16 protein-coding genes are annotated in these 26,072 nt (G+C 64.6%); 13 read left to right on the forward strand and 3 right to left on the reverse strand.

All coding sequences use genetic code 11. The annotated features are described in order from the left end of the window. The first annotated feature begins 43 nt into the window (after positions 1-43). Positions 44-2,458, forward strand: coding sequence for a S9 family peptidase (locus B5X73_RS10015; RefSeq protein WP_079521663.1), 2,415 nt, complete (start codon positions 44-46; stop codon positions 2,456-2,458). A gap of 3 nt (positions 2,459-2,461) precedes the next feature. Here the strand turns inward: B5X73_RS10015 and B5X73_RS21010 are convergent, their stop codons facing one another. Both B5X73_RS21010 and B5X73_RS10025 read right to left on the reverse strand, forming a co-directional pair. Continuing rightward, a complete protein-coding gene (locus B5X73_RS21010; protein ID WP_079521561.1) occupies positions 2,462-11,965 on the reverse strand; it encodes a Tc toxin subunit A-related protein in 9,504 nt (3,167 codons plus the stop codon). A gap of 135 nt (positions 11,966-12,100) precedes the next feature. Next, positions 12,101-12,448: a hypothetical protein gene (locus B5X73_RS10025; protein WP_139382725.1), complete on the reverse strand. Its 348-nt coding sequence runs from the start codon at positions 12,446-12,448 to the stop codon at positions 12,101-12,103. A gap of 343 nt (positions 12,449-12,791) precedes the next feature. Here B5X73_RS10025 and kdpF point away from each other — a divergent pair, with 343 nt between their 5' ends. The 9 genes from kdpF (at position 12,792) to B5X73_RS10070 (ending at position 22,910) form a co-directional block, all read left to right on the forward strand. After that, positions 12,792-12,884: a K(+)-transporting ATPase subunit F gene (gene kdpF, locus B5X73_RS10030; RefSeq protein WP_079521563.1), complete on the forward strand. Its 93-nt coding sequence runs from the start codon at positions 12,792-12,794 to the stop codon at positions 12,882-12,884. Continuing rightward, positions 12,881-14,602, forward strand: a complete 1,722-nt coding sequence (gene kdpA / locus B5X73_RS10035) for a potassium-transporting ATPase subunit KdpA (RefSeq protein ID WP_079521564.1) — start codon at positions 12,881-12,883, stop codon at positions 14,600-14,602. The genes kdpF and kdpA overlap by 4 nt, the downstream gene beginning before the upstream one ends. A gap of 3 nt (positions 14,603-14,605) precedes the next feature. Then, positions 14,606-16,681 (forward strand): potassium-transporting ATPase subunit KdpB, encoded by a 2,076-nt coding sequence (gene kdpB / locus B5X73_RS10040; protein WP_036116842.1) that lies wholly within the window; start codon positions 14,606-14,608, stop codon positions 16,679-16,681. Positions 16,682-16,697: 16 nt separating this feature from the next. Then, positions 16,698-16,889: a hypothetical protein gene (locus B5X73_RS10045; protein ID WP_079521565.1), complete on the forward strand. Its 192-nt coding sequence runs from the start codon at positions 16,698-16,700 to the stop codon at positions 16,887-16,889. 62 nt (positions 16,890-16,951) lie between these two features. Then, positions 16,952-18,370, forward strand: coding sequence for an outer membrane beta-barrel protein (locus B5X73_RS10050; protein WP_079521566.1), 1,419 nt, complete (start codon positions 16,952-16,954; stop codon positions 18,368-18,370). Between the two features lie 11 nt (positions 18,371-18,381). Continuing rightward, entirely contained in the window at positions 18,382-18,957 is a 576-nt protein-coding gene (kdpC, locus tag B5X73_RS10055; protein WP_079521567.1) for a potassium-transporting ATPase subunit KdpC, read from the forward strand. Between the two features lie 83 nt (positions 18,958-19,040). Then, a complete protein-coding gene (locus tag B5X73_RS10060; RefSeq protein WP_079521568.1) occupies positions 19,041-21,698 on the forward strand; it encodes a sensor histidine kinase in 2,658 nt (885 codons plus the stop codon). Further along, positions 21,695-22,393 (forward strand): response regulator, encoded by a 699-nt coding sequence (locus tag B5X73_RS10065; protein WP_036116834.1) that lies wholly within the window; start codon positions 21,695-21,697, stop codon positions 22,391-22,393. The genes B5X73_RS10060 and B5X73_RS10065 overlap by 4 nt, the downstream gene beginning before the upstream one ends. Before the next feature lie 121 nt (positions 22,394-22,514). Further along, entirely contained in the window at positions 22,515-22,910 is a 396-nt protein-coding gene (locus tag B5X73_RS10070; protein WP_139382726.1) for a hypothetical protein, read from the forward strand. Here B5X73_RS10070 and B5X73_RS10075 read toward each other — a convergent pair. Then, a complete protein-coding gene (locus B5X73_RS10075; RefSeq protein ID WP_079521570.1) occupies positions 22,903-23,697 on the reverse strand; it encodes an AraC family transcriptional regulator in 795 nt (264 codons plus the stop codon). The two genes, B5X73_RS10070 and B5X73_RS10075, sit on opposite strands and share 8 nt — an antisense overlap. 111 nt (positions 23,698-23,808) lie before the next feature. Here B5X73_RS10075 and B5X73_RS10080 point away from each other — a divergent pair, with 111 nt between their 5' ends. From B5X73_RS10080 to B5X73_RS10090, 3 genes are all read left to right on the forward strand, one after another. After that, positions 23,809-24,051 carry a hypothetical protein gene (locus B5X73_RS10080; protein ID WP_043696958.1) on the forward strand — a complete coding sequence of 81 codons (243 nt, stop codon included), beginning with the start codon at positions 23,809-23,811 and terminating at the stop codon, positions 24,049-24,051. Between the two features lie 78 nt (positions 24,052-24,129). Beyond that, complete coding sequence (locus B5X73_RS10085; protein ID WP_079521571.1) at positions 24,130-24,585, forward strand: MarR family winged helix-turn-helix transcriptional regulator; 456 nt, start codon at positions 24,130-24,132, stop codon at positions 24,583-24,585. 24 nt (positions 24,586-24,609) lie between these two features. Continuing rightward, positions 24,610-26,070: an efflux transporter outer membrane subunit gene (locus B5X73_RS10090; RefSeq protein WP_079521572.1), complete on the forward strand. Its 1,461-nt coding sequence runs from the start codon at positions 24,610-24,612 to the stop codon at positions 26,068-26,070. Positions 26,071-26,072 lie beyond the last annotated feature (2 nt).

The following is a 26,072-nucleotide window of genomic DNA, read 5'->3' on the forward strand; positions in this document are numbered from 1 at the left end:
GCGGGTTATGCTCGTCCGCTTTGCCATTCCCGGGATTCGCCCGATGCGTGTACTTGCCGCCGCCCTGCTCACCGCCTTTGCCGCCGCGCCGTCGCTGGCCGCGCCGCCGCTGCCTCCGCTCGACATGGAGACGATTATGGCGGACCCGGACTGGATCGGGCCGGCGGTGGAAGACGCGTACTGGGGTGTCGATGGCCGCGAGCTGTATTACTCGCTGAAACACCACGGCACGCCGGTGCGCGACCTCTACCGCGTCGGCGCCAACGGCGGAGTGCCGGAGCGCCTTGATCCGAGGGCAGCGGCGAATGCCGACGGCACGAAGCTGGTGTTCGACCGCGACCATCGCCATGCCGCTTTCATCCGCCACGGTGACGTCTTTCTCCGCGACCTTGGCACGGGCGCCACGGTGCAGGTCACGCGTACCGAAGCGACCGAAAGTCAGCCGCGCTTTTCCCTCGATGGCCGCCTGCTGACTTTCCGCGCGGGCAACGACTGGTTCGCCTATGCCGTTGCCGGTGGCCCCGCTGGCAAAGCGGCGGTGCTCGAGGAAAAGGACGACCCCAGGGCAAAGACCTCCGACGACCTCGAAGACGATCAGCAAAAGCTGTTCTCCACCCTGCGCGGTCTGCGCGCCGACGAGGCGGCAATGAAGGCCGAGAAGGACGCCCTCGCCGCCGCCGACCCCGGTCGTGCGCCCGCGCCCTTCTGGCTGGGCAAGAACGTCAGCGTCGCCGATACCTCGCTCTCGCCAGACGGCCACTGGCTCCTCGTCGTCACCCAGGCCAAGGATGCGGACGCCGGCAAGATCGCCGACCTCACCCACTACGTGACCGACTCGGGCTACGCCGAGCCTGAAGCGACGCGCGCGTACGTCGGCCGCAGCGACCCCGCGCCGCAGTCGCTGCGTCTGCTCGACCTGCGCACGCACACCAGCTACGACCTCGACACGAAGACGTTGCCCGGCATCGGCGACGACCCGCTGGCCGACCTGCGCGCGAAGACCGTGGCCGCGCTGCGCAAGGACGGCAAGAACGACCGCGCCGACGCGCTGGCCGCACCCAAGACACGCCCGGTCATCGTCAACGGTGAATACAGCCCGGGCATCGTCTGGAGCGACGATGGCCATAACGTCGCCGTGCAGCTCCGCGCGATCGACAACAAAGACCGCTGGATCGCCACGGTCGACTTCGGCAGGCACACGCTGGTCAGCCAGCACCGCCTGACCGACAAGGCCTGGATCAACTGGGACGGCAACGACTTCGGCTGGTTGAACGATGGCCGTACGCTCTGGTACCTGAGCGAAGAATCCGGCTTTGCGCAGCTCTATACGCGTCCGCTGGGCGGCAAAGCCACGGCGCTGACCTCCGGCCGCTTCGAGGTCGACCACCCGGTGCTCAGCCCGGATGGCGCTACGTTCTACGTGCGCAGCAACAAGGTCGCGCCTTACAGCTACGACATCTACCGTGTGCCGTCGACGGGTGGCGAACTGCGCCGTGTCACGCAGTACGGCAGTCTCGACGATTTCTCGCTGTCGCCGGACGGCCGTTCGCTGGCGGTGCTGCACTCGTCGCCGTACGTGCCTTCGCAGTTGTCGACCGTTGGCGTCGACGGCGGCGCACCGCGCGAACTCACCGACACGCGAAAGCCGGGCTACAAGGCGCGCGAGTGGATCGCGCCGAAAATCGTCGAAGTGCCGTCGAGCCACGGCGCGGGCACCATCTACGCCAAGTTCTACGGGCCGGCCGACGCTGCGGCAGCCGCATCGCGCCCTGCCGTGATCTTCGTGCACGGAGCGGGCTACCTGCAGAACGTGCACCTGTCGTATCCCGCGTACTTCCGCGAGCAGATGTTCCACAACCTGCTCGTGCAGCGCGGCTACGTCGTGCTCGACATGGATTACCGCGCGTCGAAGGGCTACGGTCGCGACTGGCGCACCGCGATCTACCGCCAGATGGGTCACCCCGAACTGGACGACCTGCTCGACGGCAAGGCATGGCTGGTGAAGAACCAGGGCGTGGACAGCAAGCGCGTGGGCATCTACGGCGGTAGCTACGGCGGCTTCATGACGCTGATCGCCCTGCTGCGCTCGCCGGGCGAGTTCGCTGCCGGTGCCGCGCTGCGTCCGGTCTCCGACTGGACCAGCTACAACCACGAGTACACATCCAACATCCTCAACGATCCGCAGATCGATCCCGAGGCGTATGCGACCAGCTCGCCGATCAACTATGCCGACAAGCTGGCCGATCCGCTGCTGATCGAGCACGGCCTGATTGACGACAACGTGCTGGCGAGCGATTCGATCCGCCTGTACCAGCGCTTCATCGAACTGCACAAGAAAAATTTCTGGATGTCGCTGTATCCGATGGAGCGGCATGGGTTCGTCCATGCCGACTCCTGGTACGACGAGTATCGGCGGATCGATGAGCTGTTTCGGGAGCGTATGGAGCGCAGCCCCTGAAGGCTAACTGGGCTCCCAATATCGCATTGCGAAGTTGAGTTTGCCCGCCTGGAATTGGAAGAGGTCGCGTCGTTTGTAGAAGCGTCTGTTGCCGTCCTTGACGTCGACGAAGAGCTTCAAGGCAAACACACGCTCTGGCGTGCCAGGGTAGAAGATGCTCGCGCTGTATCGGACGATCGCCAGGACGGATGTGTCGTGAAAAGCCGATACGACGTCGTCGATGTCTTGTAGAGCGAAGAGCTCGTTGATCTCGGCCTTAGCTTTGTCATCGGAGGTGCCAGGCCAGATTGCGTAGAACGTCTCGATCATCTTTTTTGCACTGATCTCTTCGGCAGTATCCCAGTCTGGTGCTTCGCCACCTTCGCCACTGCGCTGGGGCCACGAAAGGTTGGCCGATGGGCGCTGGGTATCCTCTGGCTCAGCGGGCTGATCGGGAACATCCGGAACATCCGGAACATCCGGGACAGGTGGGACAGGTGGGACAGGCGGGACAGGCGGGACAGGCGAGACAGGCGGGACATCCGGCACGTCCGGAACCCCCGGTACATCGGGCGCCTGCGGCTCGTCGGGCTCATCGGACGTCTGTGGCGAGCCAGGTGCTTCCGGGCTGCCGGGCTCGCCGGGCGGCTGTGCCGGGGAATTTCCCACGGTATGTTCGACAACCTGGTAACCGTTGCGTGTCCACCGCAGCTTGAGCTGTTCCTTGATGCCGCCAAGATCGTACGGATGCTCATAGGTGACGGTCGGCGACTCTCCCGGGTCGCTGACGACGCAATCCGCGGATTGCAATGCGGTCCGACCTAGCCTGTGCTGCTCGTTATCAATGCTTATGTCGATGCCCTTGACGTCCCTCAGGACGTAGAAGGTCTGAAGCAATTTCAGCTTTTCGTCCCGCGTCTCTTTAGTTGAAGCCTTCAACGCCCGCCACGCGATAGCGAGGTTCGCGATGAAACGACGGACACCCGCTTCGCTCCGGGCGTCTGCACCCGGTTGGGCAGGCGCATGGCTAGAAACCACCCTTGTCGTCGGCGGTGCCTTGGTATTCTCCTGCATGAGTTCTTTCACCTGAAAGGTGAAGGTCCCCCCGCCCCAGACCGCCGAGTAGTCCAGCCGCAGGACGATGTCCTCTATGTCCTCGGCGTAGGCCGCCCTCATCGCCTCATCGCCGGGAAGCGTCAGCGTCCAGTCGGAAACCGCGCCCGTACCTTCAAAGGGCGTATACCGACCGTCCATGAATTCATTCCGCAGTACGACGGTCGCCATCGGATCGTCGTGCACGCGCGGCTTTGTGTATGAAATCAGGATGGACTCGTTGGCTCTCAGGTTGCGCCGAATCGAGGACGGGGTCTCGGAACCCGGCCCACGTAGCCATCTCGCGCCATCCATGTCGGGGCTGACATGCAGGCTGTTGGCACGCTGGGTGAGAACCGCACGGAGGACGCTCGTTTCGGTGAGCGTCTTCGCGTCCGGCTTCAGCTTGAACTCCACCGACACGTGCCTGATCTGCCGCAGGTAGTGGCCGGGATAATCTTCGTCGAACATGTTCTGGCTCAAACGGATCCAAAGGCGGTTCTTCTTCAGTCCTTCGGCGAGCTGTTTGTTGTCGAACGTCCTCACCGAGACATCCCTGCCCGCGGCATCCTTGCCCGGTGCCGTCCTCAGCCCACCGCCAGAGAGGGTGGCGATGGAGATGTCTTTGTGAATCAGCGGGCGTCGTTCGTGTACACGCAGGTACGAGCTCTGCATCGCCTGCAGGTCGTTCTGTAGCGCCTCGCCGGCGAACATGCCCCGCCACGCACCCTGCCACGCATCCAGCCGTACATGGCGCGTGCCGAAATCGCCGGTCTCGAACATGTAGCTGGCTTCCGCCGAAAGGCACAGGCTCAATACGGACTGGTAGGCGGATGCGTAGAGTTCGCCGAGGCGTCCGAGCATCCAGGTATAGGTGTCGGCGATGGCGAAGCCGCTGGTCAGTGTCGCGAACTCGGTGCGCAGGCGACTTTGCTGTGCGACGGCCTGATCGAGTTCCTTTCTGGCGGTGGCGAGGCGGGACGCCTGCTCCGCCTCCTGAGCGGACAAGATCTCGAGGTCACCTCGCGCCAGTTCGATCTCGAGCCTGAATTCGTCATCCCGCCGGTTATAGGCAGCTTCCGTACGCAAATCCTCGGCCAGGAGGCGGGTCGCTTCGGCAAAGGTCTCCATCTTTTTTTCGATGGCTTCGGGGGCAGCGTCCCACTTATTACCGCCCGTCGACATCCCAAGCACATTCATCAGGGATTTAAGGGGAACCTTTGCCAGAAGGGGAGCGCTCGTCGCGTAAAGCATCGCAACGGCGCTGTACCCGGTCGTCGAAGCAAGAATTTCGAGTGGACTGCGACCCATTTGCTCGGTGTAATGCCTGACTCGCTTTTCCACATTCCGTCGGCTGGCCTTCAAGGTCATACCTTCGCGCTCGACCGTCACGATCGCCTGCCTGCGCAGTGACACATCGAAATCCGAAACCGCCATCAGGGTCGTCTGCTTTTCGACCTCGTACGCGTTATCCGCTTCATGTTCCGCGATGTGGAAAAGGTAGCGCCCCAGATCGGTCAGCCGCTCCACGGCGGCCTGCGCGAAAGCCAGCCCATCACGGAACCGGTGATGAGGAATCTGGTTCATTCGCAGGAGGTCCTGCATGGCGCCGGTGCCACCCCGGCCACCGCTAAACGTCAGCGATTCATCCACACCGCGGCCGATGTACGGTAGCAACGTCCCATCGATCGCCCGGCCGTGGCGAAGGTTGGACAAGCGACTGAGAATGAGATCCCGTGTCTCCCGAAGACGCAGGTTGACCGGCGCGACAAAGGCATCACCCAGCGAGCGTAAGGTGACGGGCTTCCAGGGCGCGGCGTCACCTGGCTCTTCCAGTGGACCGATAAGCCGCAGGGCACGCTGGTAGCACAACCACGCTTCCTGCAGGCTCTCGGGCGTCAGCTTGCGGAACAGCTCATCGCCCTGCACCAGCCACAGGTCGACCGCGAAAGCATGTAGCGCCTTCTGGAAATGCACGTGGTCCGCATACCCTGCCAGCTCGGGTGCCTCGCCCGTATCGGAGGCTACCGACATCGGATACACGAGTGGCATGCTGTTCCAGAACGGGCGAGGGGGTGTCGCGCTCGTCGTCTGTCCGCGATAGGGGTCGAACAGATACTGACTGCACCAGTTCCACGCCGCTGCGTACTCGCGCTTCTCGCGCAGGTTCCACGCGATCAGCCAGGGGACATGGAAGAACAACTCCCAGAAATAAAGTCCGTTGGCTCCACGAAAATCGACGAAACCGCCGCTTTCACCCTTGCGAAGGGCAGGCTCCGGCAGCGTCTGCGTGTCGAAGGAGAGAACGGCGTCCATCGAGCGAGCGGCCCGGCCGACGAGCGGTTTTCCGAACAAGGTGTTCAGGCGCACCGGCGGCCGACCGGACTCATCCAGGTCCAGATATTGCGCATTCGATGTGTTGTGCCAGATGTAGACGGTCGGCACGCGATCGTCCGGCGACGATGCTTCCTCGGCCCGGTCGACCAGGGTAAACGTGCGTTTCAGCGTGAGCCACGTGCTCGCTTTGCCCTCCGGATCGTTGGCGGGATCGTCCGGAACCTCGAGCGACAGGGTGATCGGATAGGTTCTGGTGTCGGGATCGACGGGGAAATATGCCTCGATCTTCTTTCGGCCCATTTTCTCCATGTACAGCTTTTTCTTGAAAGGCTCGTTGCCCCTCGTGCCTTCACTACCGAAGGCGGCGATCAGACGAGCGTAAAGGTTGCCGTACGACTCGGCATGACTCATGGCGAAGCGGACGATATTCTCGACCGCTCGCGCGCCCAGTTCAGCCCCTCCGGCGTCCGATACGGTTTGAAAGAGGGATGCGGAGAAGGCTACGCGCAATGCCTCTTTTTGTTCGCGGTTCAGCGACTGAACCGCCCGGAGGAATGGTACGGAACCTTTCAGCGCGACGGCGACGTTGGTGTCCTGCTCGGCTCCAGGACGACCCATCGCCTCATCGTAGGAGCGGTTGTCGACACGCCACGTAAAAGGGTCGAGTTTCGGCAGCCATGTTCTGGCCGCCTGTTTATCTGCTTCGGCACAAGCGTGGAGTGCATCCAGATGCACATTCTGCAGGTCGCCCAATAGACTCGAGTCGTCGGATATGGTGGTCGTCACCGCGCCGGACTGAAGCTTTGCGGTGATCGGCAGAGGGACGTATTTGATCGTTTCTCCCTGCTCGGCGCGGGCTTTCGGAACGAAAACGGAACCGACGGATTGGTTGGATAGCTGTTTGATGCCTCTAACGGTATATCGGACCCAGTCGTGGCCGACATTCACGTAGACCACCGTGCCGATCCAATCCGATGTGTCAAGCTTAACCCTCTTGTTTTCGTAATCTACATCGAGTCGAACTGGCTCAAAATCGATCAACTCGTCGTAGTCTCCGACACCGGGACCCAGTTCATTCGTTTTCCAAGCCGATCTGCTTATGAGAAAGGCAACATATACCGCTATCGCGTCAATTTCTTCTCTTACACGATCGTCAGCCGGTGAAGGTTGAAGAAAAGGTCTGAGATCGCCAGCGAGAACGTGAATTTCTCCGGAATGAATTACCGAGAACTTGCGCTTCCTTGTGGGCGTCGCGTGCTCCGTGAGGAGTCGGTAGCTGATAGGAATCGCCCTATCGGGTCTAGCGTCTGCGGTAAAACGGACAGCGAAGGTGCGAGATGAACGAGCGCCGATCGCGGTGAAATCGCCGTCAGGAAAGAGCGCGCCCTTAACCCATTGGAGATGAGGAAATCTTCCAGTCGCCGACTCAATGGTGACGATCATGCTCTCGTCGACGAGGATTTCCGCGACATCCTCACGACCGTGAATATCCCTGTCGTCGACGATGACGCGTTCGCGGTTCCGCCACACGCTGTCGACGGTCCCCGTGACTTTCATGCGCTCGCCATCTTCGGAAAGCACAGCCGTCAGCGTCGCTGGCTGCGAGTCCAGCATGATCGCTTTCTTTGCAACCGCTTCCCTCACGTCCTCATCCGAGGTTTCCGAATCTTTCCCTGAAGTGAGGCGATAGCGTGTTCCAAGATAGGGATGCTGTACGACGCGAGGGTCGCTGAAAAGCTTTTGCCAGTTTAAAACGAGCTTCCGCTCGAGCTTGTCCGAGGCATCCGCGTCGAGCCGTCGCTTGTCGACGAGCAGAAGATCACGCACGGCGATGAAATAAGGGCTGTATGCTGCCGGCGGGGCTAACTTCAGTTGCGTGCGGCGCTCTCGCTCGACCTTGTTCGACATATCGAGGGAAGCCGCGCCTTCGTCGACGGCGCGGATGAGGAACACATCGGAAGTCGCCATCTTGCTGTCGAGCAGCAGTGCCACCAGCAAGGGCTCATGGCGACGCCGCTTTCCCTTGCGGTTCTCCATGACGGCCAACGTCGGTTGGTACTCACGGGTGACGAGGTTGAGACGTTGCTTGCACATGCCGTTAATCTGGTCGTCGCTTGTGGGCTTTCGTCGATTGCCGTCGGCAGACCGCCCGTTCAGTTCGAGCAGCTTGTTTGCCGAGCTCCAGTGTCCGTCCGATTCCTGATAGCAGAAGCACACTCTCATGACGTAGTAGGCGCTCGCGCGGTCCTGATCGTCGAAGACGATGGGTGAAACGTCCTGCTCCACCCAGACGACATAAGGGCGCCCGTCGATGGTCAGCGGACGAATGACCGGCACTTCATCCCGGGGGTCGTTGGCTCTCGCATGCGCAGCCTTCAATGAGAATTCCGCCTGGTAGAAATCCGCGGCTGCCTTATTCGCCTGTTCGATGGCAACAGAGGATGCCGCTTCGTCGGCGGTAGCCTGGTCAATCTCCTCCTTGGTGGGCTGAGGCCTGGCTGCGACGGCTCGCGATGCGAGTGCCTTCTTCGTTGCAGTTTCTTCGGCCTTCTGACTTTCGCCTTTGCGTTCGCGCTTCGCATCCAGGTCGGCAGCCGCTTTATCGAGTTGCGCCTTGTCTGGCCTGGGTGGCAATTTGCACGTGACCAGTTCGCCTACCAGTGGAAGATCGATCGCTCGCCAGTCACTCCATGCAAGCATGGAGAACTGATCACCCGGTGCCTTGACCGACATATCCGCGGTGCGCCAGAAGTACTCCGGCGGTTCTGCGTTGCTCTGCCCGATGATGTGCAGCTTGTTGCTGACGGGATCTATGCCGTCGTGATAACCGGATATGGCCTGAATGTTGCTGACGCGCTCGAACGTCGTCAGATACGAAAGCAGGTTCGTTTCGATATCGGCGGGACGTGCCTGCCCCTGGGCAAGCTGCGTTTCGAGGTCGCTGAAAGCACGCGTCTTGTGTTGCCGGCGGCCCGGCTCGATGTAGTTCTCGGGGTAGAGCGCTCGCTCTTCGCGAGAGCGCCAGTCCTCGTAACGCGCCTGGTACGTCGTCCAGGCTTCCCGAACCGCCCTCATGTCTTTGGCGGTATCGAGGCGCCTCTCCAGCCCGCTCAGCAGTCGATGGATGTATAGCTGAAGGCTGCTTACCGCCGCATCGACACGTGTCGTCTGGGGTTCGAGACCCACGGAGATGTCCGTCAAAAGCCAGTCGGCTAACGCATCCCGGTCGGCAAATGGCTGGTTATCGGCGTCCCTCGCATGAACGTGTAGCCAGGCAAGCATGGCATCGCGGCGGGATGCGTCGTGCCGACCGATCATCGTCGCCCGGTCGGCTTCACCGAAGTTGGCCATGAGCTGATCGGCGACCGCCGAAAGCCATGCGGCGTTGCTGCCCGCATGCGAAGCCGACAGCGCGACGATCGCACCCGGCGCGATACCCGATCGATCGGCAAGCGCCAGAACGCGGAGAAGCCATGCCAGATCGTGCACATCCGCCGGGTCGGCATTACCCAGTTTTATTAATTCCCCGGATACACCGAGCGTAGCCTCCAGTGTGACCGGGTCACCGCGCAGCCACGCGATCAGCCGTAAGGCCGTATCGGATGGTGCGTTGCCTGCCCGGCGTGCCGCTTCGCTCACGACGAGGTTCCACTCCGTCAGCCGGTAGACCGTGCGAAGGTCGATGACGCCCGGGGATCCATCTTCCGTTCGCTCATCGAGCCCGAACTTCCGTGGAAGCGCGGCGACGGCATCTACATCGTCCGTGGTGAGGCCGAGCAGGGCGACCAGTTCGCCGGGTTGTCGAAACGCGCCCGCCAGGCGGCCGATCTGTGTGCGTCCAGCGTGTTCCAGGTATAGCGCGAGCAGGTCTTCGTGGCTCACGGAGATCCAGCGCCCGACGCACTCCCGAAGCTTCGCATCCTTGATGCTGGGCACGATGGCCGCGAGCATATCGCTTGCGCGATCCATCTGGGTACGTCGCGCTGCCCAGAGGATGTCGCTCGTTTTCCGGACTGCTTCGTCGAACCGCGACTCGGCGTCTGCCTCTTCAAGCAAGTGTTCCGGAAACAAGCTATCCAGCGTGGCCGCGTACGTTCCCGTCGCCACATCCTCCCGGGTGAGCTGGAAGGGCGCCTCGGCCAGCAGGTCGTGGACCGCCGCGCGCATGCTCTCCATGTCGGTCATCAGAAAGGCGGCTTTTTGAAGCCTGCCGTCCGGTCGAATCAGCGACGCAAGCAGCGCGAAGGGGTCGGTGTCCTCGTCGTCCGCGTCGACGGCAAAAGCAAGGCGGTCGAAGATGGGCGCCAGGTCGGTCTTGTGGATCAGGCCCGTGGTTCCGCCGGCCCGATGGTATGTGACGACCTGGTCCGCGGAATCGATGGTCGCGGTCCGGGCGGCGCCCGGTGCGAGCACGGCGAAGAGGCGTGCGGGAGGCAGTTCGTGCTCGCGCAACCAGTCCCGCATGTTCATCAGCGTGACGATCGCATCGACGATGTCAGGAGCGTCGGTCCCTTTTTCGGTGTTCAGCCGCGGCTGGGCCAGCTGCGCAAAGAGTGTGCCTTGCGTGCTCCGGAAGAGTTCCAGCAGGGCGGACGCTTCATTCTCATCGGCTATGCCCAGCCACCGCGGCAGTAACGCGAGACGATGGCAGGCGGAGATGAAATCCAGCGTGCGGGTGGGTGCGCGCTCGCCTCGCGCATCCCGGATCCAGCCAAGGTAGCGAAGCACCGTCTCTTCACGAAGACCCATTCCCAGGCATAGCGCGCGCACGGTCGCATCCGCGACCAGTGGCGCGGCAGAAGAAGTTTCAGCGGACGACGCCTCGATCGCGAACGGCGCACCATCCATGACCGGCGGCGCATGGGCACGTCCGAGCGCGAATAGCCGATCGAAATACGATGTGTCGCGCCCGGTGGCATAAGGAGAGATCTCATGTACGACCGCCGCGTAGGCGTCGAGATCCACGGATCGGCTATCGCGCAAGTGCGCGTAGAGACCCAGCACGCGAAGGACGTTGAGGTCGATGCGTCGCCCCTTCTCGACCCGCTGGGCACCGAAGGCCGCCTGGAGTAAGCGGTCGATGTGCGCAAAGGACAGGTCCATGCCTGCCTGGATGCGCAGGATTCGCCAGACCCGGTCGAGATGGGCGGCGGTCAGCCCTTCGATCGTCACAGTCGACCCGCTGTCGCTGCCGGCGCGGACGAGACGCAGCGGCGCTGTGGCGCCGTCGTTGAGGTAGCTTGCACCGAACGCACTGCTATCCGGCGATGCGCCTGGCTTTCCCGCGTCGCTCACCCGCACGGAGGACACCTGGGCGGTGTCGCCTGCCCCGGCTACACCATTGACCGCAAGGAGCTGCCGGAGCCGCTTGCGGTTGAGGCCGGTCACCTTCAGGAATGAGGCGCTCGCCGTGAGACTGTCGACGGACACGTCGGCCGGGAGTCCGAGACGCGTCCGCAGTGAGGCGGAAGAGGGATCGGTGGCCCCGGGAGCGGCATCAAGCGACGTGGACTCCGGAACCACCAGGTTACGTATCTGGGCGGGCGACAGGTGGGTGCACAGCGGCAGCACCTCGCGCATACCGACGGCGGCGGGCGCACCGCAGGCAAAGCCGGGATAGTCGCGATCGACCTGCCTCAAGGTGTCCCAGCGCAGGAGATCCTTATACCAATGGACCTGCATGATCCTGTCCCAGGCACCGTCGAACGGCAGCGTCGGAGGCCAGCTGGCCTCCGCCAGGATGTCCGCGCACGCTGCGCGGTTCGTTCGATCGGCCTTGGCGGTACCCACGATCAAGGCTTCAAGGATGTCGTTGACCAGCGTGAGCCGGGGGACGCGGCGCTTCAACGCGGGCTCGTCCAGAAGCAACGCAGGGATGTCCGGACGACGCCTTTCGAGCGGGCTTTTCGGTGCGTCGTCGAACCGTTTCTCCAGGGAACTCGCGACGTCGAACAGCATTTTCAGATAGGCCAGAGGCCCCAGCTTGCTCTGTAGCGCGTCCGGAAGGCACTGGTCGACGGAAAGGTCTCCGAACAGAGACGGGTAGTCCGCGGCGAACGTATTGGCCCGGGGCGTCGCGGTGGAAGTCGGGGCAGACATCGGCAAGTCCTTTTGCGGTGCGCGTCGTTACGCCCAATCCACCCTACGCTGCCCTTCGGCACCACGGCACCGGCCATCCGTCGTAGGCGCCGTCTGCACGAATACGGCCGAACCGGGCGAAAGCCGCGACTTACCCTAGGTATCTTCGGCGGCGGCAGGATCGGCTCGCGAGACCTCTCTCGATGAAATCCGCAAAAGCTCCTCGAAATGAACATGCGGATTGACCAGCGTCACGCCGTCGACCTTGAAGCCCTCGAGGCACTCGTGGCGCATGGTGGCCTCGAAGGCGGCCAGGGCGGTCTTGACCACTTCGTCGTCGATCATGTGGTCCGAGAGGTACCACTTCCGCCCCCGAAACGCGCGGCGCTCGCCCGTGTTCGCGCAAGGCGTGTCGTATTCCACCTGAAGAAAGATACGGCCGTCCTTGGGCGCCTTGACGTCACGCTCGACGCGAAGCCGGAACACGGTGTCAAAGGCTGACATCGAGATTCGTCCGCACAGCGCTTTCACCGTGTCGATATATGCCGGGTCCATGAGCATCCTGCTCCTCTGTGTGCAAGGGTCCGTTCAGCGCTCGGAGCGCCCATGGATTCTTGAACTCGTCTCTGGCAACTGTCAACTCGCGTGTTTCTTTACGCAAACGTTACGCCCGGGGGGCTGGCCGATACACCGTAAATATCGCGCAAAGCGAACAATGCGCACCGTCCTCTTCGACGGAACACACCCGTGGAACTCCTGTACGTCCTTCTCGTCATCGTGCTCACGGCCATGACGATCGGCTTCCTCATGATCTGCGACCGGCTCGGCCGGCGCTGAGGAAACCCCTATGTCTCTCGTTTACATCCTGGCCACCGCCATCGCGGTGGCGCTGACCGGTTACCTCTGCGTGGCCCTCCTCAAGCCGGAGTGGTTCGAATGAGCGCTAACGACATCTTTCAGATCGGCCTCTTCCTGGCGATCCTGCTGGTGCTGGTGAAGCCGGTCGGCCAGTACATGGCGCTGGTCTTCGCCGACGAACCGAACAAGGTCACCCGTTTCGGCGGTCGTATCGAACGCGTGCTCTATCGCGTCTCGGGCATCCGCGCCGGCGAGGACATGAGCTGGACCCGCTATGCCATCGCCATGCTCGCGTTCAACGTGGCGGGTCTTGCCGTGGTCTATCTGTTGCAGCGTGCTCAGGCATGGTTGCCGCTGAATCCGCAGCACTTCGGCGCCGTGTCGCCGGACTCGGCGATGAATACCGCGATCAGCTTTGCCACCAACACCAACTGGCAGGGTTACGCGGGTGAGTCGACGATGAGTTACCTCACCCAGGCGCTCGGCCTGGCCGTGCAGAACTTCCTGTCCGCCGCCACCGGTATCGCCGTGCTGATCGCGGTGATCCGCGGCTTCAGTCGCCGGGGCGCGTCCGCCGTCGGAAACTTCTGGGTCGATATGACCCGCGCCACGCTCTACGTGCTGGTGCCATTCTCGCTGGTCATCGCGTTGCTTCTCGTATCGCAGGGTGTGGTCCAGAACCTGGCGCCTTACCTCGACGTCGCCACGGTGCAGCAGGGCACGCAGACGCTGCCGATGGGCCCGGCCGCTTCGCAGATCGCGATCAAGATGCTCGGCACGAATGGCGGCGGATTCTTCAACGCCAACTCCGCGCACCCGTTCGAGAACCCGACACCGTTCTCGAACTTCGTCGAGATGCTTTCGATCTTCCTGATTCCGGCGGCACTTTGCTACACCTTCGGCAGCATGGTCGGCGATCGCCGCCAGGGCTGGGCGATCCTCGCCACCATGCTGCTCATTTTCGTGCCGCTGACCGTCGGTCTGGTCGCCGCGGAGCAGGCGGGCAACCCCGCGCTGCACGGTCTGGCCATCGATGCCCAGGCCTCCAGCCTACAGGCGGGCGGCAACATGGAAGGCAAGGAAACCCGCTTCGGTATCGCCGCCTCGGGCCTGTTCGCCGCGATCACCACGGCCGCGTCCTGCGGCGCGGTGAATACCATGCACGACTCGCTGACACCGCTGGGCGGTCTCGTACCCATGTGGCTCATGCAGCTGGGCGAGGTGATCTTCGGCGGTGTCGGCTCGGGCCTGTACGGCATGCTTGCCTTCGCCGTGGTCGCGGTCTTCATCGCCGGCCTGATGGTGGGACGCACACCGGAATACCTCGGCAAGAAGATCGAGGCGCACGAGATGAAGATGGCCAGCCTGGCGGTGCTTCTGCCGTGCGCGCTGGTCGTCATCGGCACCGCCATCGCGGTGATGTCGAAGGCCGGCGTCGCGGGCGTCTCCAATCCCGGCGCTCATGGCTTCAGCGAGATGCTCTACGCGGTCAGTTCGGCGGCGAACAACAACGGCAGCGCGTTCGGTGGTCTGTCGGCGAACACGCCGTTCTGGAACGTTCTGCTCGGCATCTGCATGTTCCTCGCCCGCTTCCCGCTGGCGATCGCGATGCTGGCCATGGCCGGCTCGCTCGCGGCGAAGAAGCACGTCCCCGAGAGCGCCGGGACACTGCCCACGCACACGCCGCTGTTCATCACGCTGCTTGCCTGCATCGTCATCGTCGTGGGCGCACTGACCTTCCTTCCGGCACTGGCCCTTGGGCCTATCGCCGAACAACTGATGTCCGCCACGGGCCACTGATCCATGACTACCCAAGCCCATAACGCCCCGCGCGGTTTCGACCGCGCGCTGGTGACACGCGCCCTCGGTGACGCGTTCCGCAAGCTCTCACCGCGCCTGCAGTTCCGTAACCCGGTGATGTTCGTCGTCTTCGTCTGCAGCGTGCTGACCAGCCTTCTCTGGATCCAGGCGCTGACAGGACACGGTGAAGCGCCGACGACCTTCATCTTCTGGGTCGCGCTCTGGCTGTGGTTCACCCTGCTGTTCGCGAACTTCGCCGAAGCCCTGGCCGAAGGCCGCGGCAAGGCACAGGCCGATGCCCTGCGAGGTTCGCGCCGCGATGTCGCGGCAAAGAAGCTGGCTTCGGCGGACCGTGATGCCGCCATCGTCTTCACGCCGTCGAGCGAACTGCGCACCGGCCACTTCGTGCTGGTCGACGCGGGCGACATCGTCCCGGGCGACGGCGAAGTCGTGGTCGGCGCCGCCAGCGTCGACGAGAGCGCCATTACCGGCGAATCGGCACCGGTCATCCGGGAATCCGGTGGCGACCGCAGCGCGGTGACCGGAGGCACCCGGGTGCTGTCCGACTGGCTGGTGGTCCGCATCACCAGCAACCCCGGCGAGAGCTTTCTGGACCGCATGATCTCGATGGTGGAAGGCGCTTCGCGTCGAAAGACGCCGAACGAGATCGCGCTGACGATCCTGCTGGCCAAGTTCACCCTGATCTTCCTGCTCGCCTGCGCCACGCTGCTGCCGTACTCGATCTACAGCGTGCAGGCCGCGGGTGTCGGCCATCCGATCACCCTCACGGTCCTCATCGCGCTGCTCGTCTGCCTGATTCCGACCACGATCGGTGCCCTGCTGTCGGCGATCGGCATCGCCGGTATGGATCGCATGATCCGCGCCAACGTCATCGCCACATCGGGTCGAGCCGTCGAGGCGGCCGGTGACGTCGACGTGCTGCTGCTCGACAAGACCGGCACCATCACGCTGGGCAACCGCCAGGCCGTCGCGTTCCACCCGGCACCGGGTATCGAGGAGCGCGAACTGGCTGAAGCCGCCGAGCTCGCCTCGCGGGCGGACGAGACCCCGGAAGGCCGCAGCATCGTGACGCTCGCGGCACGCTTCGTCGCGATGGCCGGGCGTCCGGCCACCGATCGCGGCGCCGTCTTCGTACCCTTTACCGCGCAGACCCGCATGAGCGGCGTCGATGTGGGCACGCGGCATATCCGCAAGGGTGCGATGGATGCCGTGGAACGCTATCTCGACACCCAGGACAGCCACATGCCACCGCTGGTGCGTCGTATGGCCGAGGATGTCGCACGTCGCGGCGCCACACCGCTGATCGTCGTGGACGGCTCGCTCACGCTCGGCGTCGTCGAACTGAAGGATATCGTCAAGGACGGTATCAAGGAGCGCTTCGCCGAGATGCGCAAGATGGGCATCCGTACGGTGATGGTCACCGGCGACAACCCCCTGACCGCCGCGGCGATCGCCGCCGAAGCGGGCGTGGACGATTTCCTGGCCGAGGCGACGCCGGAAGCGAAGCTGAAGCTGATCCGTGACATGCAGGCCGAGAACCGCCTGGTGGCGATGTGTGGCGACGGCACCAACGATGCGCCCGCCCTTGCACAGGCCGATGTCGCCGTGGCGATGAACAGCGGCACGCAGGCGGCGAAGGAAGCCGGCAACATGGTGGATCTGGATTCCAATCCGACCAAGCTGATCGAAGTGGTCGGTATCGGCAAGCAGATGCTCATCACGCGCGGCGCGCTCACCACGTTCTCGATCTCCAACGATATCGCCAAGTATTTCGCGATCATCCCCGCGGCATTCGCCACCACGTATCCCGCACTCGATGCGCTCAACGTGATGCACCTGGCCACACCACAGAGCGCGATCCTGTCGGCGGTGATCTTCAACGCGCTGATCATCATCTTCCTGATTCCGCTCGCGTTGAAGGGTGTCGCGTATCGCGCCCTGGGTGCCGCCGCCCTGCTGCGCCGAAACCTGCTGGTCTACGGTCTGGGCGGCATTGTCGTGCCGTTCATCGGCATCAAGCTGATCGACATGTTGCTGGTCCTGATCGGACTGGCCTGAAAAGAGGCGTCATCCCATGCATTCCGTGAAGCTCACCGTGCTCATCGAAGACAGCGCCGACCTCGACATGGAAGTTCGCGTCGTCGCCCCGGACATCCCCGCGACGGTCGCCAGCGTGCCGGCCAGGGTCATCGGACCGCGCGTCGTCGTGACGACCGCGACGCGCGACGAGGACGACTACGCGCTCGGCGGCTACGCCGGTATCTGATTCAAAGCACCACTCTCCTACTCACCGAAAAGGGGTCCCGGAAGGGATCGGTAAACAACGCCATGCGCACCACTCGTTATGCTCTTCTCGCCGCCTGTCTCGCCATCGCCCCCGTCACCCGTGCGATGGCTTCCGGCAGCGACGACTGCTCTCAGGGCTTCGCTTCGCGCTTCGCCGCCGCCTACCGCGAAGACGCCCAGCCCGCCGACCCTGACGCACCGGCGGCGCCACGCCGTGCCATGGCCTCGCCGCTCCCGTCACCGCCGTTCCCCTCGGCGGAATGGCAGCTCGGCGGTGTGGCCTATCCGATCGGCGTGCCCAACCTCAATTCGAGGTATCCCCTGGAGAAGGCGGTGGCGTGCAACCGCTTCGGCAAATGGATGACCGATAACCGCATCGAGATCTACGGCTGGCTGAACGGGTCGGTCAATGCGAGCAGCTCGTCCCACACCAACTACCCGCTGTCGTACGCGACGCGCCCCAACCGCGCCGAGTTCAACCAGGCCTTGCTGCGCATCGAGCGTATCCCCGACACGGTACAGACCGACCACATCGACTGGGGCTTCCACCTCGACAACCTTTACGGCTACGACTATCACTACACCACCATGAAGGGCGTCTTCAGCAATCAGCTGCTGAACAATCCCCGTGCCGATCAGCCGCAGACGGGCAAGACCTATGGCTACGATCCCATGCTGTTTTATGCGGATCTCTACCTGCCGCATATCGCCGAGGGCATGGTCGTGCGTGTGGGACGCTATCTGTCGCTGCCGGACATCGAGGCGCAGTTTTCGCCCAACAACTACCTCGTCACGCATTCGGTGCTTTACACGGCGGATCCATATACGCAGATGGGCGTGATGACGACCACGCGGCTCAATGCGCAGTGGACCGTGCAGCTGGGTATCAACGGCGGCAACGACACCGCCGTGTGGAACCACTCGTCGCGTCCGACCTTGCAGGCCTGCGTGCGCTGGGTGTCGAAAGACAACAACGACATGTTGTACCCCTGCGTCAACAGCTTCAACACCGACGACTACAACTACAACAACGTGCAGATGTACGTCACGACCTGGGGCCACCGCTTCAGCGACGACGTCCACATCCTCACCGAGGCGTACTACATGTACGGCCGCAACATCGCGGGCTATGGCCCCGGTGGCGAGCCCGGCGTGGTCGGTTCGTCGCCGGTGGCCGGCAAGGCGGGCGAGTACGGCATCGTCAACTACATCAACGTGGCGATCAGTCCGCTCAACATGATCTCGTTCCGCAACGAGTGGTACAACGACCAGAAAGGTCAGCGTACCGGCTACGCCACGCGCTACACGACCCACACGCTCGGCATGACCCACTGGGTCAGCCCGGACGTCGAGATCCGCCCCGAAATCCGTTACGAGAAATCCTATGACGTCGACGCTTACGACGGTGGCCGCAAGGGTTACCAGCTCAGCGCGATCGTCGATGCGATCTGGCACTACTGAGGATCATGGCCATGACTACCCTGTTGCGTAACGCCTTCGTGCTGCTGCTTATGATGACCGCGATCACCGGCGTCGCCTATCCCGTCGTGGTTGGCGGACTGTCCATGCTGCTGTTTCCGAAGCAGGCGGCCGGCAGCCTGATCGAGCGCGACGGTAAGCCAGTCGGTTCGGCACTGATCGGACAGTCGTTCACCGCACCGCGTTATGTCTGGGGGCGCCCGTCGGCGACCACGCCCGGGCCGAACAATGCGGCGGCATCCACGGGCTCCAATCTCGGTCCCACCAATCCGGCCCTGACAGACGCGGTGAAGCAGCGTATCGCCGCACTGCGCGCCGCCGACCCGGAGAACCGGGCGCCCGTGCCGGTGGATCTGGTGACGGCCTCGGCCAGTGGCCTCGATCCGGAGATCACTCCGGCGGCGGCGGAGTTTCAGGCGGGCCGCGTGGCCCGGGAGAGGGGTATCTCCGCGGAGAAGGTGCGGGCGCTGATCGCGGCGAACACCGAAGGGCGTCAGTTCGGTGTGCTGGGAGAGCCCCGGGTCAACGTGTTGCGGCTGAACCTCGCGCTTGATCAGGCGGGGAGGTAACACCGGATCGCTGCCAGGGCCGGCTCCCAACGGAGCCGGCAGCACTTCGGCTACCCTTTCCTCAATTCCTGCGGCCCCACGCCATGAACGATGTCCGAGACGCCCGCGCCGACGCGCTGCTCAACGCGGTGAAGGAGGAGGACGGCCAGCGCCTGAAGATCTTCCTCGGCGCCGCCCCCGGCGTCGGCAAGACGTACGCGATGCTGTCCGCCGCGCGGGATCTGAAACGACAGGGCGTCGATGTCGTGGTGGGCCTCGTCGAGACCCACGGTCGTAGCGAGACCGCGGCCCTGCTCGAAGGAATCGAGATACTCCCGACCCGTCCGGTCCGCTATGCCGGCCGCGACTTCCGGGAGTTCGATCTCGAGGCGGCGCTTGCGCGCAAGCCGGCGGTCATCCTCGTCGACGAACTCGCGCATACCAATCTCCCTGGCGGTCGGCACACGCGCCGCTGGCAGGACATCGCCGAACTGCTCGATGCCGGCATCGAGGTCTACACGGCGCTCAACGTGCAGCACGTCGAGAGCCTCAACGACCAGGTGAGGAGGATCACCAACGTCGCCGTGCGCGAAACGGTGCCGGACGTCTTCCTCGACCGCGCACGCGATATCGTCCTGGTCGACCTGCCGCCGCGCGAACTGATCGGCCGGCTCAAGCAAGGCAAGGTCTACGTGCCGGAAACGGCGGCCGTGGCGCTGGACGCGTTCTTCTCACCGACCAATCTCGCCGCGCTTCGCGAGCTTGCCGTGGAAACCGTGGCCGCCCACGTCGACAGCGACCTGCGCGAGCACATGCTCGCGCGCGGTGACGCGATGCCCGTACGGCGACGGGTCATGGCCGCGATCGACGGTCACGACCAGAGCGAATACCTCGTCCGCATCACCCGGCGTATCGCGGAGCGTCGCGGTGCCCCGTGGAGCGTGCTGTTCGTCGACCGCGGCGGTCCCGACAGCGCCCGTCGCGAACGTGTGGACGCCGCGATGCGCCTGGCTCGCCGTCTTGGCGGTGAGGCGGTGATCCTGCGCGGGCATGCGGTCGCGGAGGAACTGATCGCTTGGGCCGATCGCGAAGGCGCCGGCCAGATCATCGTCGGTCGCACGCGAGAGCGACCCATCGCCCGCCGGCTCGGCTACTCGCTGACCCAGCAACTGCTGAGGCGCGCCGCTCACCTCGAACTGACCATCGTCGCCACCCCGACGCAGCGCGCCCAGTCGCGCCTGCGGCTGCGGATCGAAGACGGCGGCTCGCGGCGTGACTACGGGTTCGCCACACTCGCCACCGGGATCGCGATGGCCCTGTCCTTCGTCGCCGACCGGTTTCTGTCGGTGGCCAACCTGTCGCTGATTTTCCTGACGGCGGTGCTGGTGGTCGCGGTACGCACCCGCATGGCGGTGGCGGTGTATGCGGCGCTGCTGAGCTTCCTGGGCTACAACTTCTTCTTCGCCCCGCCGCGTTACACGCTGGCGATCGCCAACGCGGATGACGTACTGGCGGTGACACTGTTTCTCGTCGCCGCGCTGGTCTGCAGCCGGCTGGCCACCCGCCTCGCCGGACAGGTGACGTCGTTGCGTGCGGCCCAGGTTCGCGCCCGCGCGCTCGTCGCGCTCGGGCAACAGCTGGCGACGAGCGCGGATGCCGAAAGCGTGAGGGCGGCCGGTGCGCAGGCGTTGGCGAGGGCACTGGACATCGACGTCGCCATACTTGCGCGGGAAGCCGGTGGCGAACTCGGCGTCGCCAGCACCGCACCCTCGGCCTTTCCGCTCTCCGCCCAGGATCTCGCCGCCGCCGACTGGTCCGATGGACACGCGGAGCCAGCCGGTCGGTACACCGACACCCTCAACGGCGCTTCCTGTTGGATGCTGCCGCTGGGCAGCGAGCATCAGCGCGGCGGCGTGGCCGCCCTGCGCTTTCCGCCGGGCACGCGAGAGCCCGATGCCGACCGCCGCGGTCTTGCACTGGCGATGGTGCAGGACATCGGGCAGGCGCTCGACCGCGCGCGCCTCGCCTCGGAACTGGAAAGCGCGCGCGTGCAGGGGGAGACCGAGCGCCTGCGCAACGCACTGCTCTCCTCGGTCTCGCACGACCTGCGGTCTCCGCTCGCCTCCATGATCGGTTCCGCCGGTACGCTGATCAGCTACGACAAGCAGCTGCCCGACAGCGAGCGCCAGGAGCTGCTGCAGGCGATCCTCGGTGAAGGCCAGCGCCTGGACCGCTACATCCAGAACCTGCTCGACATGACGCGGCTGGGCCACGGTACGCTGAAACTCAATCGCGACTGGGTCGACGCGGGCGAGATCGTCGCCGCCGCCGTATCACGCATGCGCAAGCTCTTTCCGGAGGTGCGCGTCGACATGCACCTGCGACATGACACCGTCCTCCTGCACGTCCACCCGGCGCTCGTCGAGCAGGCGCTGTTCAACATCCTCGAGAACGGTGCCCGGTTCACGCCGCCCGGGGAGCCGATGCGCGTGACGGTGCGTACCGAAGCGGGCCGCCTGCTGGTCGATGTGGCCGACCGTGGGCCCGGCATTCCCGAGGACGAGCGGGCGCGGATCTTCGACATGTTCTATTCGGTGTCGCGTGGCGACCGGGGCGGCCACGGCACCGGGCTGGGCCTCGCGATCTGCCGGGGCATGATCGGCGCGCACGGCGGCAGCGTGGAGGCCTTGCCCCACGTCGGCGGAGGCACGACCATTCGCGTCTCGCTGCCCTTGCCGCCGCCTCCTGACGAAGCCCCATGAATGCCTCGGCCCCCCGTGTCCTGGTCATCGACGACGAAGCTCAGATCCGCCGCTTCCTGGACATCGGTCTGCGCGCCGAGGGTTATCACGTGCTGCTGGCCTCGACAGGTCAGGAAGGCCTCGGCCTCGCGGCGACGCAGTCGCCCGACGTGGTCATCCTCGACATCGGCCTGCCCGACCTCGAAGGTCATGACGTGCTTCGCGAGATCCGTCAGTGGAGTCAGGTACCCGTGCTGATGCTCTCGGTGCGCGACACCGAAGCGGAAAAGGTCCGCGCGCTCGACGGTGGCGCCAACGACTACGTGACCAAGCCGTTCGGCATTCAGGAGTTGATGGCGCGTCTGCGCGTGCTGCTTCGGCAAGCCGCCCGTGGCGGCGACGCGGAGGCCGCGGTGCGTTACGACGACGGCCGTCTCGCGATCGACCTTGCCCGCCGGGAAGTGCTGCTGGACGGTGCGCCGGTGGCGCTCACGCGCAAGGAGTTCGCGGTGCTGTCGCTGCTGGTCCGCCATCCGGGTCGCGTGGTCAGCCAGCAGCAGATCCTGCGTGAGGTCTGGGGACCGACGCATACGCAGGACACGCACTACCTGCGCATCGTGATGGGCAAGCTGCGTCAGAAACTGGGCGACGATCCGACCACGCCACGCTGGCTGAGGACGGAACCCGGCGTGGGATACCGGTTTCCGGCAGGCTGACCGCGCCTCCGTGTGATCCGCGTCGCACCGGCTGGAAGCGGCGTGATTTTTCAGAATTTTCGGATTCTTTTACCCCGCTCGTTTGCGCAGCCTCGGCGTCCCCCACGCCTGAGGCATCCACGTGCAGTCTTCGTATCCCCGTTTCTGTAACCGGCGCGTTTCCCACGTCCTCACCCTGGTGGGCGCCCTGCTCGTCTTCGTTCCCGTCTTCGCCGCCGCCGTGGAATGCGGCGAAGAACGTTTCGTTTCCGGCGACCACACCTTGCCCAGCCACGACGAAGCCATGGCGAAGTGCCGTGAGCAGGCAGCGGCGATGACAGATCCGGTGACGGGCACCTACACCGCGACGCGCGCGTGTCATGACGAAGGCGACCCGGGGCAGCGCGGGCCCTGGCGTTACGGCCGGGTCGCCGTCGATGTCGTGACCCGGGACGGCGGCGACAGCTATACGTTCGAAGGGCTGTGGATGTGTAAGCCGGTCGAGGAAGAGGCGTTCTGGGCAAACGGCGTCAGGTGAGAGCCGCCTGCCTCGCCAGATAACGCCCCGGCGAATCGCCGAACGCCTTGCGGAACATTGCGACGAACGCGCTGGGCGTCGCGTAGCCCAGCGCGTCGGATACCACCGAGACCGGCTCGCCGGTCGCCAGGCGCTCGAGCGCCCGAGTCAGCCTTGCCTGCTGCCGCCACTGCGCGACGCTGCACTGGGTCTCCTGCCGGAACAGCCGCGTCAGGGTACGCGTCGACATGCCTGCCCAGTTCGCCCAGTCCTCGATGCCGCGCGTGTCCTCCGGGTGCTCGTACATCGCGACGGCCACGCGACGGAGGCGCCGGTCCGTGGGCATCGGCAGATGGAGGGGCTCGACGGGAGCGCCGTGCAACTCATCGAGCAGCACCGCCAGCAAGCGGTCGCGGGCCGGGTCGGGCTCGGCGACATCCACCGGCCAGCTCGCGGCGCGCCGGATGATCGACCGGATCAGGTCGTTGACCCCGACCACGCAGGGACGATCGGGCAGACCTCCCGCCGCGCAGGGCGCGATGAAGACCCCCCAGGCGTGCATCGGTCCGGTCATGCTGATGGTATGCAGCGTGCCCGGGGGCATCCAGCCGGCGCGATGAGGAGGCAGCAGGTAGGAGCCGTGCTCCGTCTGGTTGGTGACAAAGCCTTCTTCCACATAGAAAAACTGACCTCGCACGTGGCTGTGCCAGTCGCTTTCCATTTTTGGGATCTGGCCGCGAACCTCGTAGGCCACCAGCGGCGGACCCTCGGCGCTTTCGAGCAGGGCGTGGACTGCATCATGACCCATCTTGGCCGTTCCTCGACATAACTTGGCCAACTAACGATATCAGGCCTATACCCGTCATGGCTAATATCTGCTTCCCCAAGTATCTGTCCCGTTTCGACGAAGGAGACCCGCATGATCCGTCTCGTCACGAACGATTTCCACGATGCCACTGAAGGCCGCGAAGCCGGCGATGCCCTGGTGACGTTCGTCGCCTGCGCGCACGCCATGCTCGATCCCGGCACCCCGGAAGAACAGCGCCGGCGGCTGGAGCCGAGGCTCCTGGCACAGCTTCCGACCCTCCGCGCGCTCGGCGTCTTTGACCTTTTCGCGGTCCGCGACCCTGCGCTCGCGGCCCTCCTGGCCGACGAAGGCTGAACTGACTCACACGCGGCAATATATGCTGGAAGCATATTTGCCTTGACAACTATAATTCGGGCAATAGAATGCTCGTCCATGAACAATCCCTGCCCTGTCTACGACAACCCCGACAGCCTGGGTGCCCTCGTCGGCATGGTGCGTAGTGAGATCGTCCGGGCTATCGAGTCCGATCTTGCCGCGCAGGGCGCGGATCTGAAATTCACCCAGTTTCATGTGCTCAAGCGCCTGGCGACTTCCGGCGCGATGACGGCCACCGAACTGGCCCGCGCGGTCGACCTCGACGGCGGCGCCATGACCCGGCAGCTGGATCAGCTGGAAGCGAAGGGCTACCTCCGTCGCCAGCCGCATGAGCAGGACCGCCGCGCGCTGCGCATCGACCTTACCGAGGCCGGCGTGGCGCTGTGGAAGCACCTGCACGAAAGCAACCTCGCGACCCTCGAGCGCGCCCAGAAGGGGCTGACCGAGGACGAGCGCGAGAAGCTGCACGACTACCTGGGGCGCGTGCTCAACGCGCTTCGCGAAAAAGACTGAACTAAACGTCCGAGGCAATACGCAATGCGTCTGCACACTCTCGTGGCGGCCGTCGGGGCCGCGTTGATCCTTTCCGGCTGTGTCACCAGCCGTGGCCTGGATCCGCAAGGCACCCTGACCGACCCGTCCTCCCTTCACGCCGAGCGCAGCCTGGCGAAGGTCACCGTGTCTCCGGCGGGGTGGCCGGCCGCCGACTGGTGGACCGGACTGGGTGACAGCCAGCTCTCCTCGCTGATCGAAGAGGCGTTGAAAGACAACCCCGACCTCGCCACCGCCGACGCCCGCGTGCGTCAGGCTCAGGCGCAGTCCGGTTCGGCTGACGCAGCGCGCGATCCCACGTTCAACGTAGGTGGCGGTGTCGCCGGTGCGCATCTGCCGGGCTCGTTGCTGCCGGATCCCCCGGGCAACCATTTCTCGTGGACCAAGTACGGCTACGGCAGTTTCAACTGGGACCTCGACCTGTGGGGCGGCAAGCGTGCCGCGTTCGAAGCGGCCGTGGGTTCGCAGCGTGCGGCTGAGGTCGATGCGCGCGCCGCACGCATCGAAATCTCGACCAACGTTGCCCGTGCCTACACGCAGCTTGGCTACGCGTTCACGCAGCTCGACGTCGCCAATGCCGAACTCGACCGGACGCATGCGTCGCAGAAGCTCACCGTGCAGCGCGTGGCCGCCGGCGTCGACAACCAGATGCAGGTGAAGCAGGCCGACAGCGAAGTGGCCTCGGCCGAACGTGAGATCGCGGTGGCGCAGCGTGCGATCGACAGCTCGCGCACGTCGCTCAGCGTGCTGCTCGGGAAGGGCCCGGATCGCGGCCTCGACATCGCCCGCCCCGCCGCGCTCACGCCGGCCGCCGTCGCCATCCCGGCCAACCTGCCGGCCGATCTGCTCGGTCACCGTGCCGACCTCGTCGCCGCGCGCTGGCGCGTCGAGGCGGCCTCGAAGGACATCGTCTCGGCGAAGAAGGCATTTCTGCCCAACGTGACGCTCGGCGTACTCGCCGCGCAGCTCGCCGGGGGCACGGAAAACCTGTTCGCCTCGCAGGCGCGCTTCTGGCAGGTGCTGCCGGCGTTCTCGCTGCCCATCTTCGACGGCGGTCGCCTTCGCGCGAATCTCGCCGGCAAGGATGCGGATTACGATCTGGCCGTCGCGCAGTACAACAAGACGCTGGTCGGCGCGCTCAACGAAGTGCAGGACGACCTGTCCGGACTCGACTCGATCGGCACGCAGATTCAGGCGCAGCAGCGCGCGCAGGACGCCGCGCAGCAGGCCTACGATCTGTCGCAGCAGCGCTACAAGGCCGGCGTCGGCAGCTACCTGGAATCGCTCGTGGTGCGCCAGCAGCTGCTCGAAGCCGAGCAGCGCATGGCATCGCTGAAGGCACAGCAGGTCGACACGTCCGTCCAACTCATTCAGGCGCTTGGTGGCGGCTTCCGCCCCGCGGCCGATGACCCGTCGGTCGTCACCGCAGCGCCGGCAACCCACTAAGC

The sequence above is a fragment of the Luteibacter sp. 22Crub2.1 genome, assembly GCF_900167995.1.
Lineage (GTDB): Bacteria > Pseudomonadota > Gammaproteobacteria > Xanthomonadales > Rhodanobacteraceae > Luteibacter > Luteibacter mycovicinus.

Excerpts from the sequence above, each read along its gene's own strand:
- B5X73_RS10015 (WP_079521663.1), top strand. The coding sequence starts at position 44 with ATGCGTGTACTTGCCGCCGCCCTGCTCACCGCCTTTGCCGCCGCGCCG.
- B5X73_RS21010 (WP_079521561.1), bottom strand. The coding sequence starts at position 11,965 with ATGTCTGCCCCGACTTCCACCGCGACGCCCCGGGCCAATACGTTCGCC.
- B5X73_RS10025 (WP_139382725.1), bottom strand. The coding sequence starts at position 12,448 with ATGTCAGCCTTTGACACCGTGTTCCGGCTTCGCGTCGAGCGTGACGTC.
- kdpF (WP_079521563.1), top strand. The coding sequence starts at position 12,792 with ATGTCTCTCGTTTACATCCTGGCCACCGCCATCGCGGTGGCGCTGACC.
- kdpA (WP_079521564.1), top strand. The coding sequence starts at position 12,881 with ATGAGCGCTAACGACATCTTTCAGATCGGCCTCTTCCTGGCGATCCTG.
- kdpB (WP_036116842.1), top strand. The coding sequence starts at position 14,606 with ATGACTACCCAAGCCCATAACGCCCCGCGCGGTTTCGACCGCGCGCTG.
- B5X73_RS10045 (WP_079521565.1), top strand. The coding sequence starts at position 16,698 with ATGCATTCCGTGAAGCTCACCGTGCTCATCGAAGACAGCGCCGACCTC.
- B5X73_RS10050 (WP_079521566.1), top strand. The coding sequence starts at position 16,952 with ATGCGCACCACTCGTTATGCTCTTCTCGCCGCCTGTCTCGCCATCGCC.
- kdpC (WP_079521567.1), top strand. The coding sequence starts at position 18,382 with ATGACTACCCTGTTGCGTAACGCCTTCGTGCTGCTGCTTATGATGACC.
- B5X73_RS10060 (WP_079521568.1), top strand. The coding sequence starts at position 19,041 with ATGAACGATGTCCGAGACGCCCGCGCCGACGCGCTGCTCAACGCGGTG.
- B5X73_RS10065 (WP_036116834.1), top strand. The coding sequence starts at position 21,695 with ATGAATGCCTCGGCCCCCCGTGTCCTGGTCATCGACGACGAAGCTCAG.
- B5X73_RS10075 (WP_079521570.1), bottom strand. The coding sequence starts at position 23,697 with ATGGGTCATGATGCAGTCCACGCCCTGCTCGAAAGCGCCGAGGGTCCG.
- B5X73_RS10080 (WP_043696958.1), top strand. The coding sequence starts at position 23,809 with ATGATCCGTCTCGTCACGAACGATTTCCACGATGCCACTGAAGGCCGC.
- B5X73_RS10085 (WP_079521571.1), top strand. The coding sequence starts at position 24,130 with ATGAACAATCCCTGCCCTGTCTACGACAACCCCGACAGCCTGGGTGCC.
- B5X73_RS10090 (WP_079521572.1), top strand. The coding sequence starts at position 24,610 with ATGCGTCTGCACACTCTCGTGGCGGCCGTCGGGGCCGCGTTGATCCTT.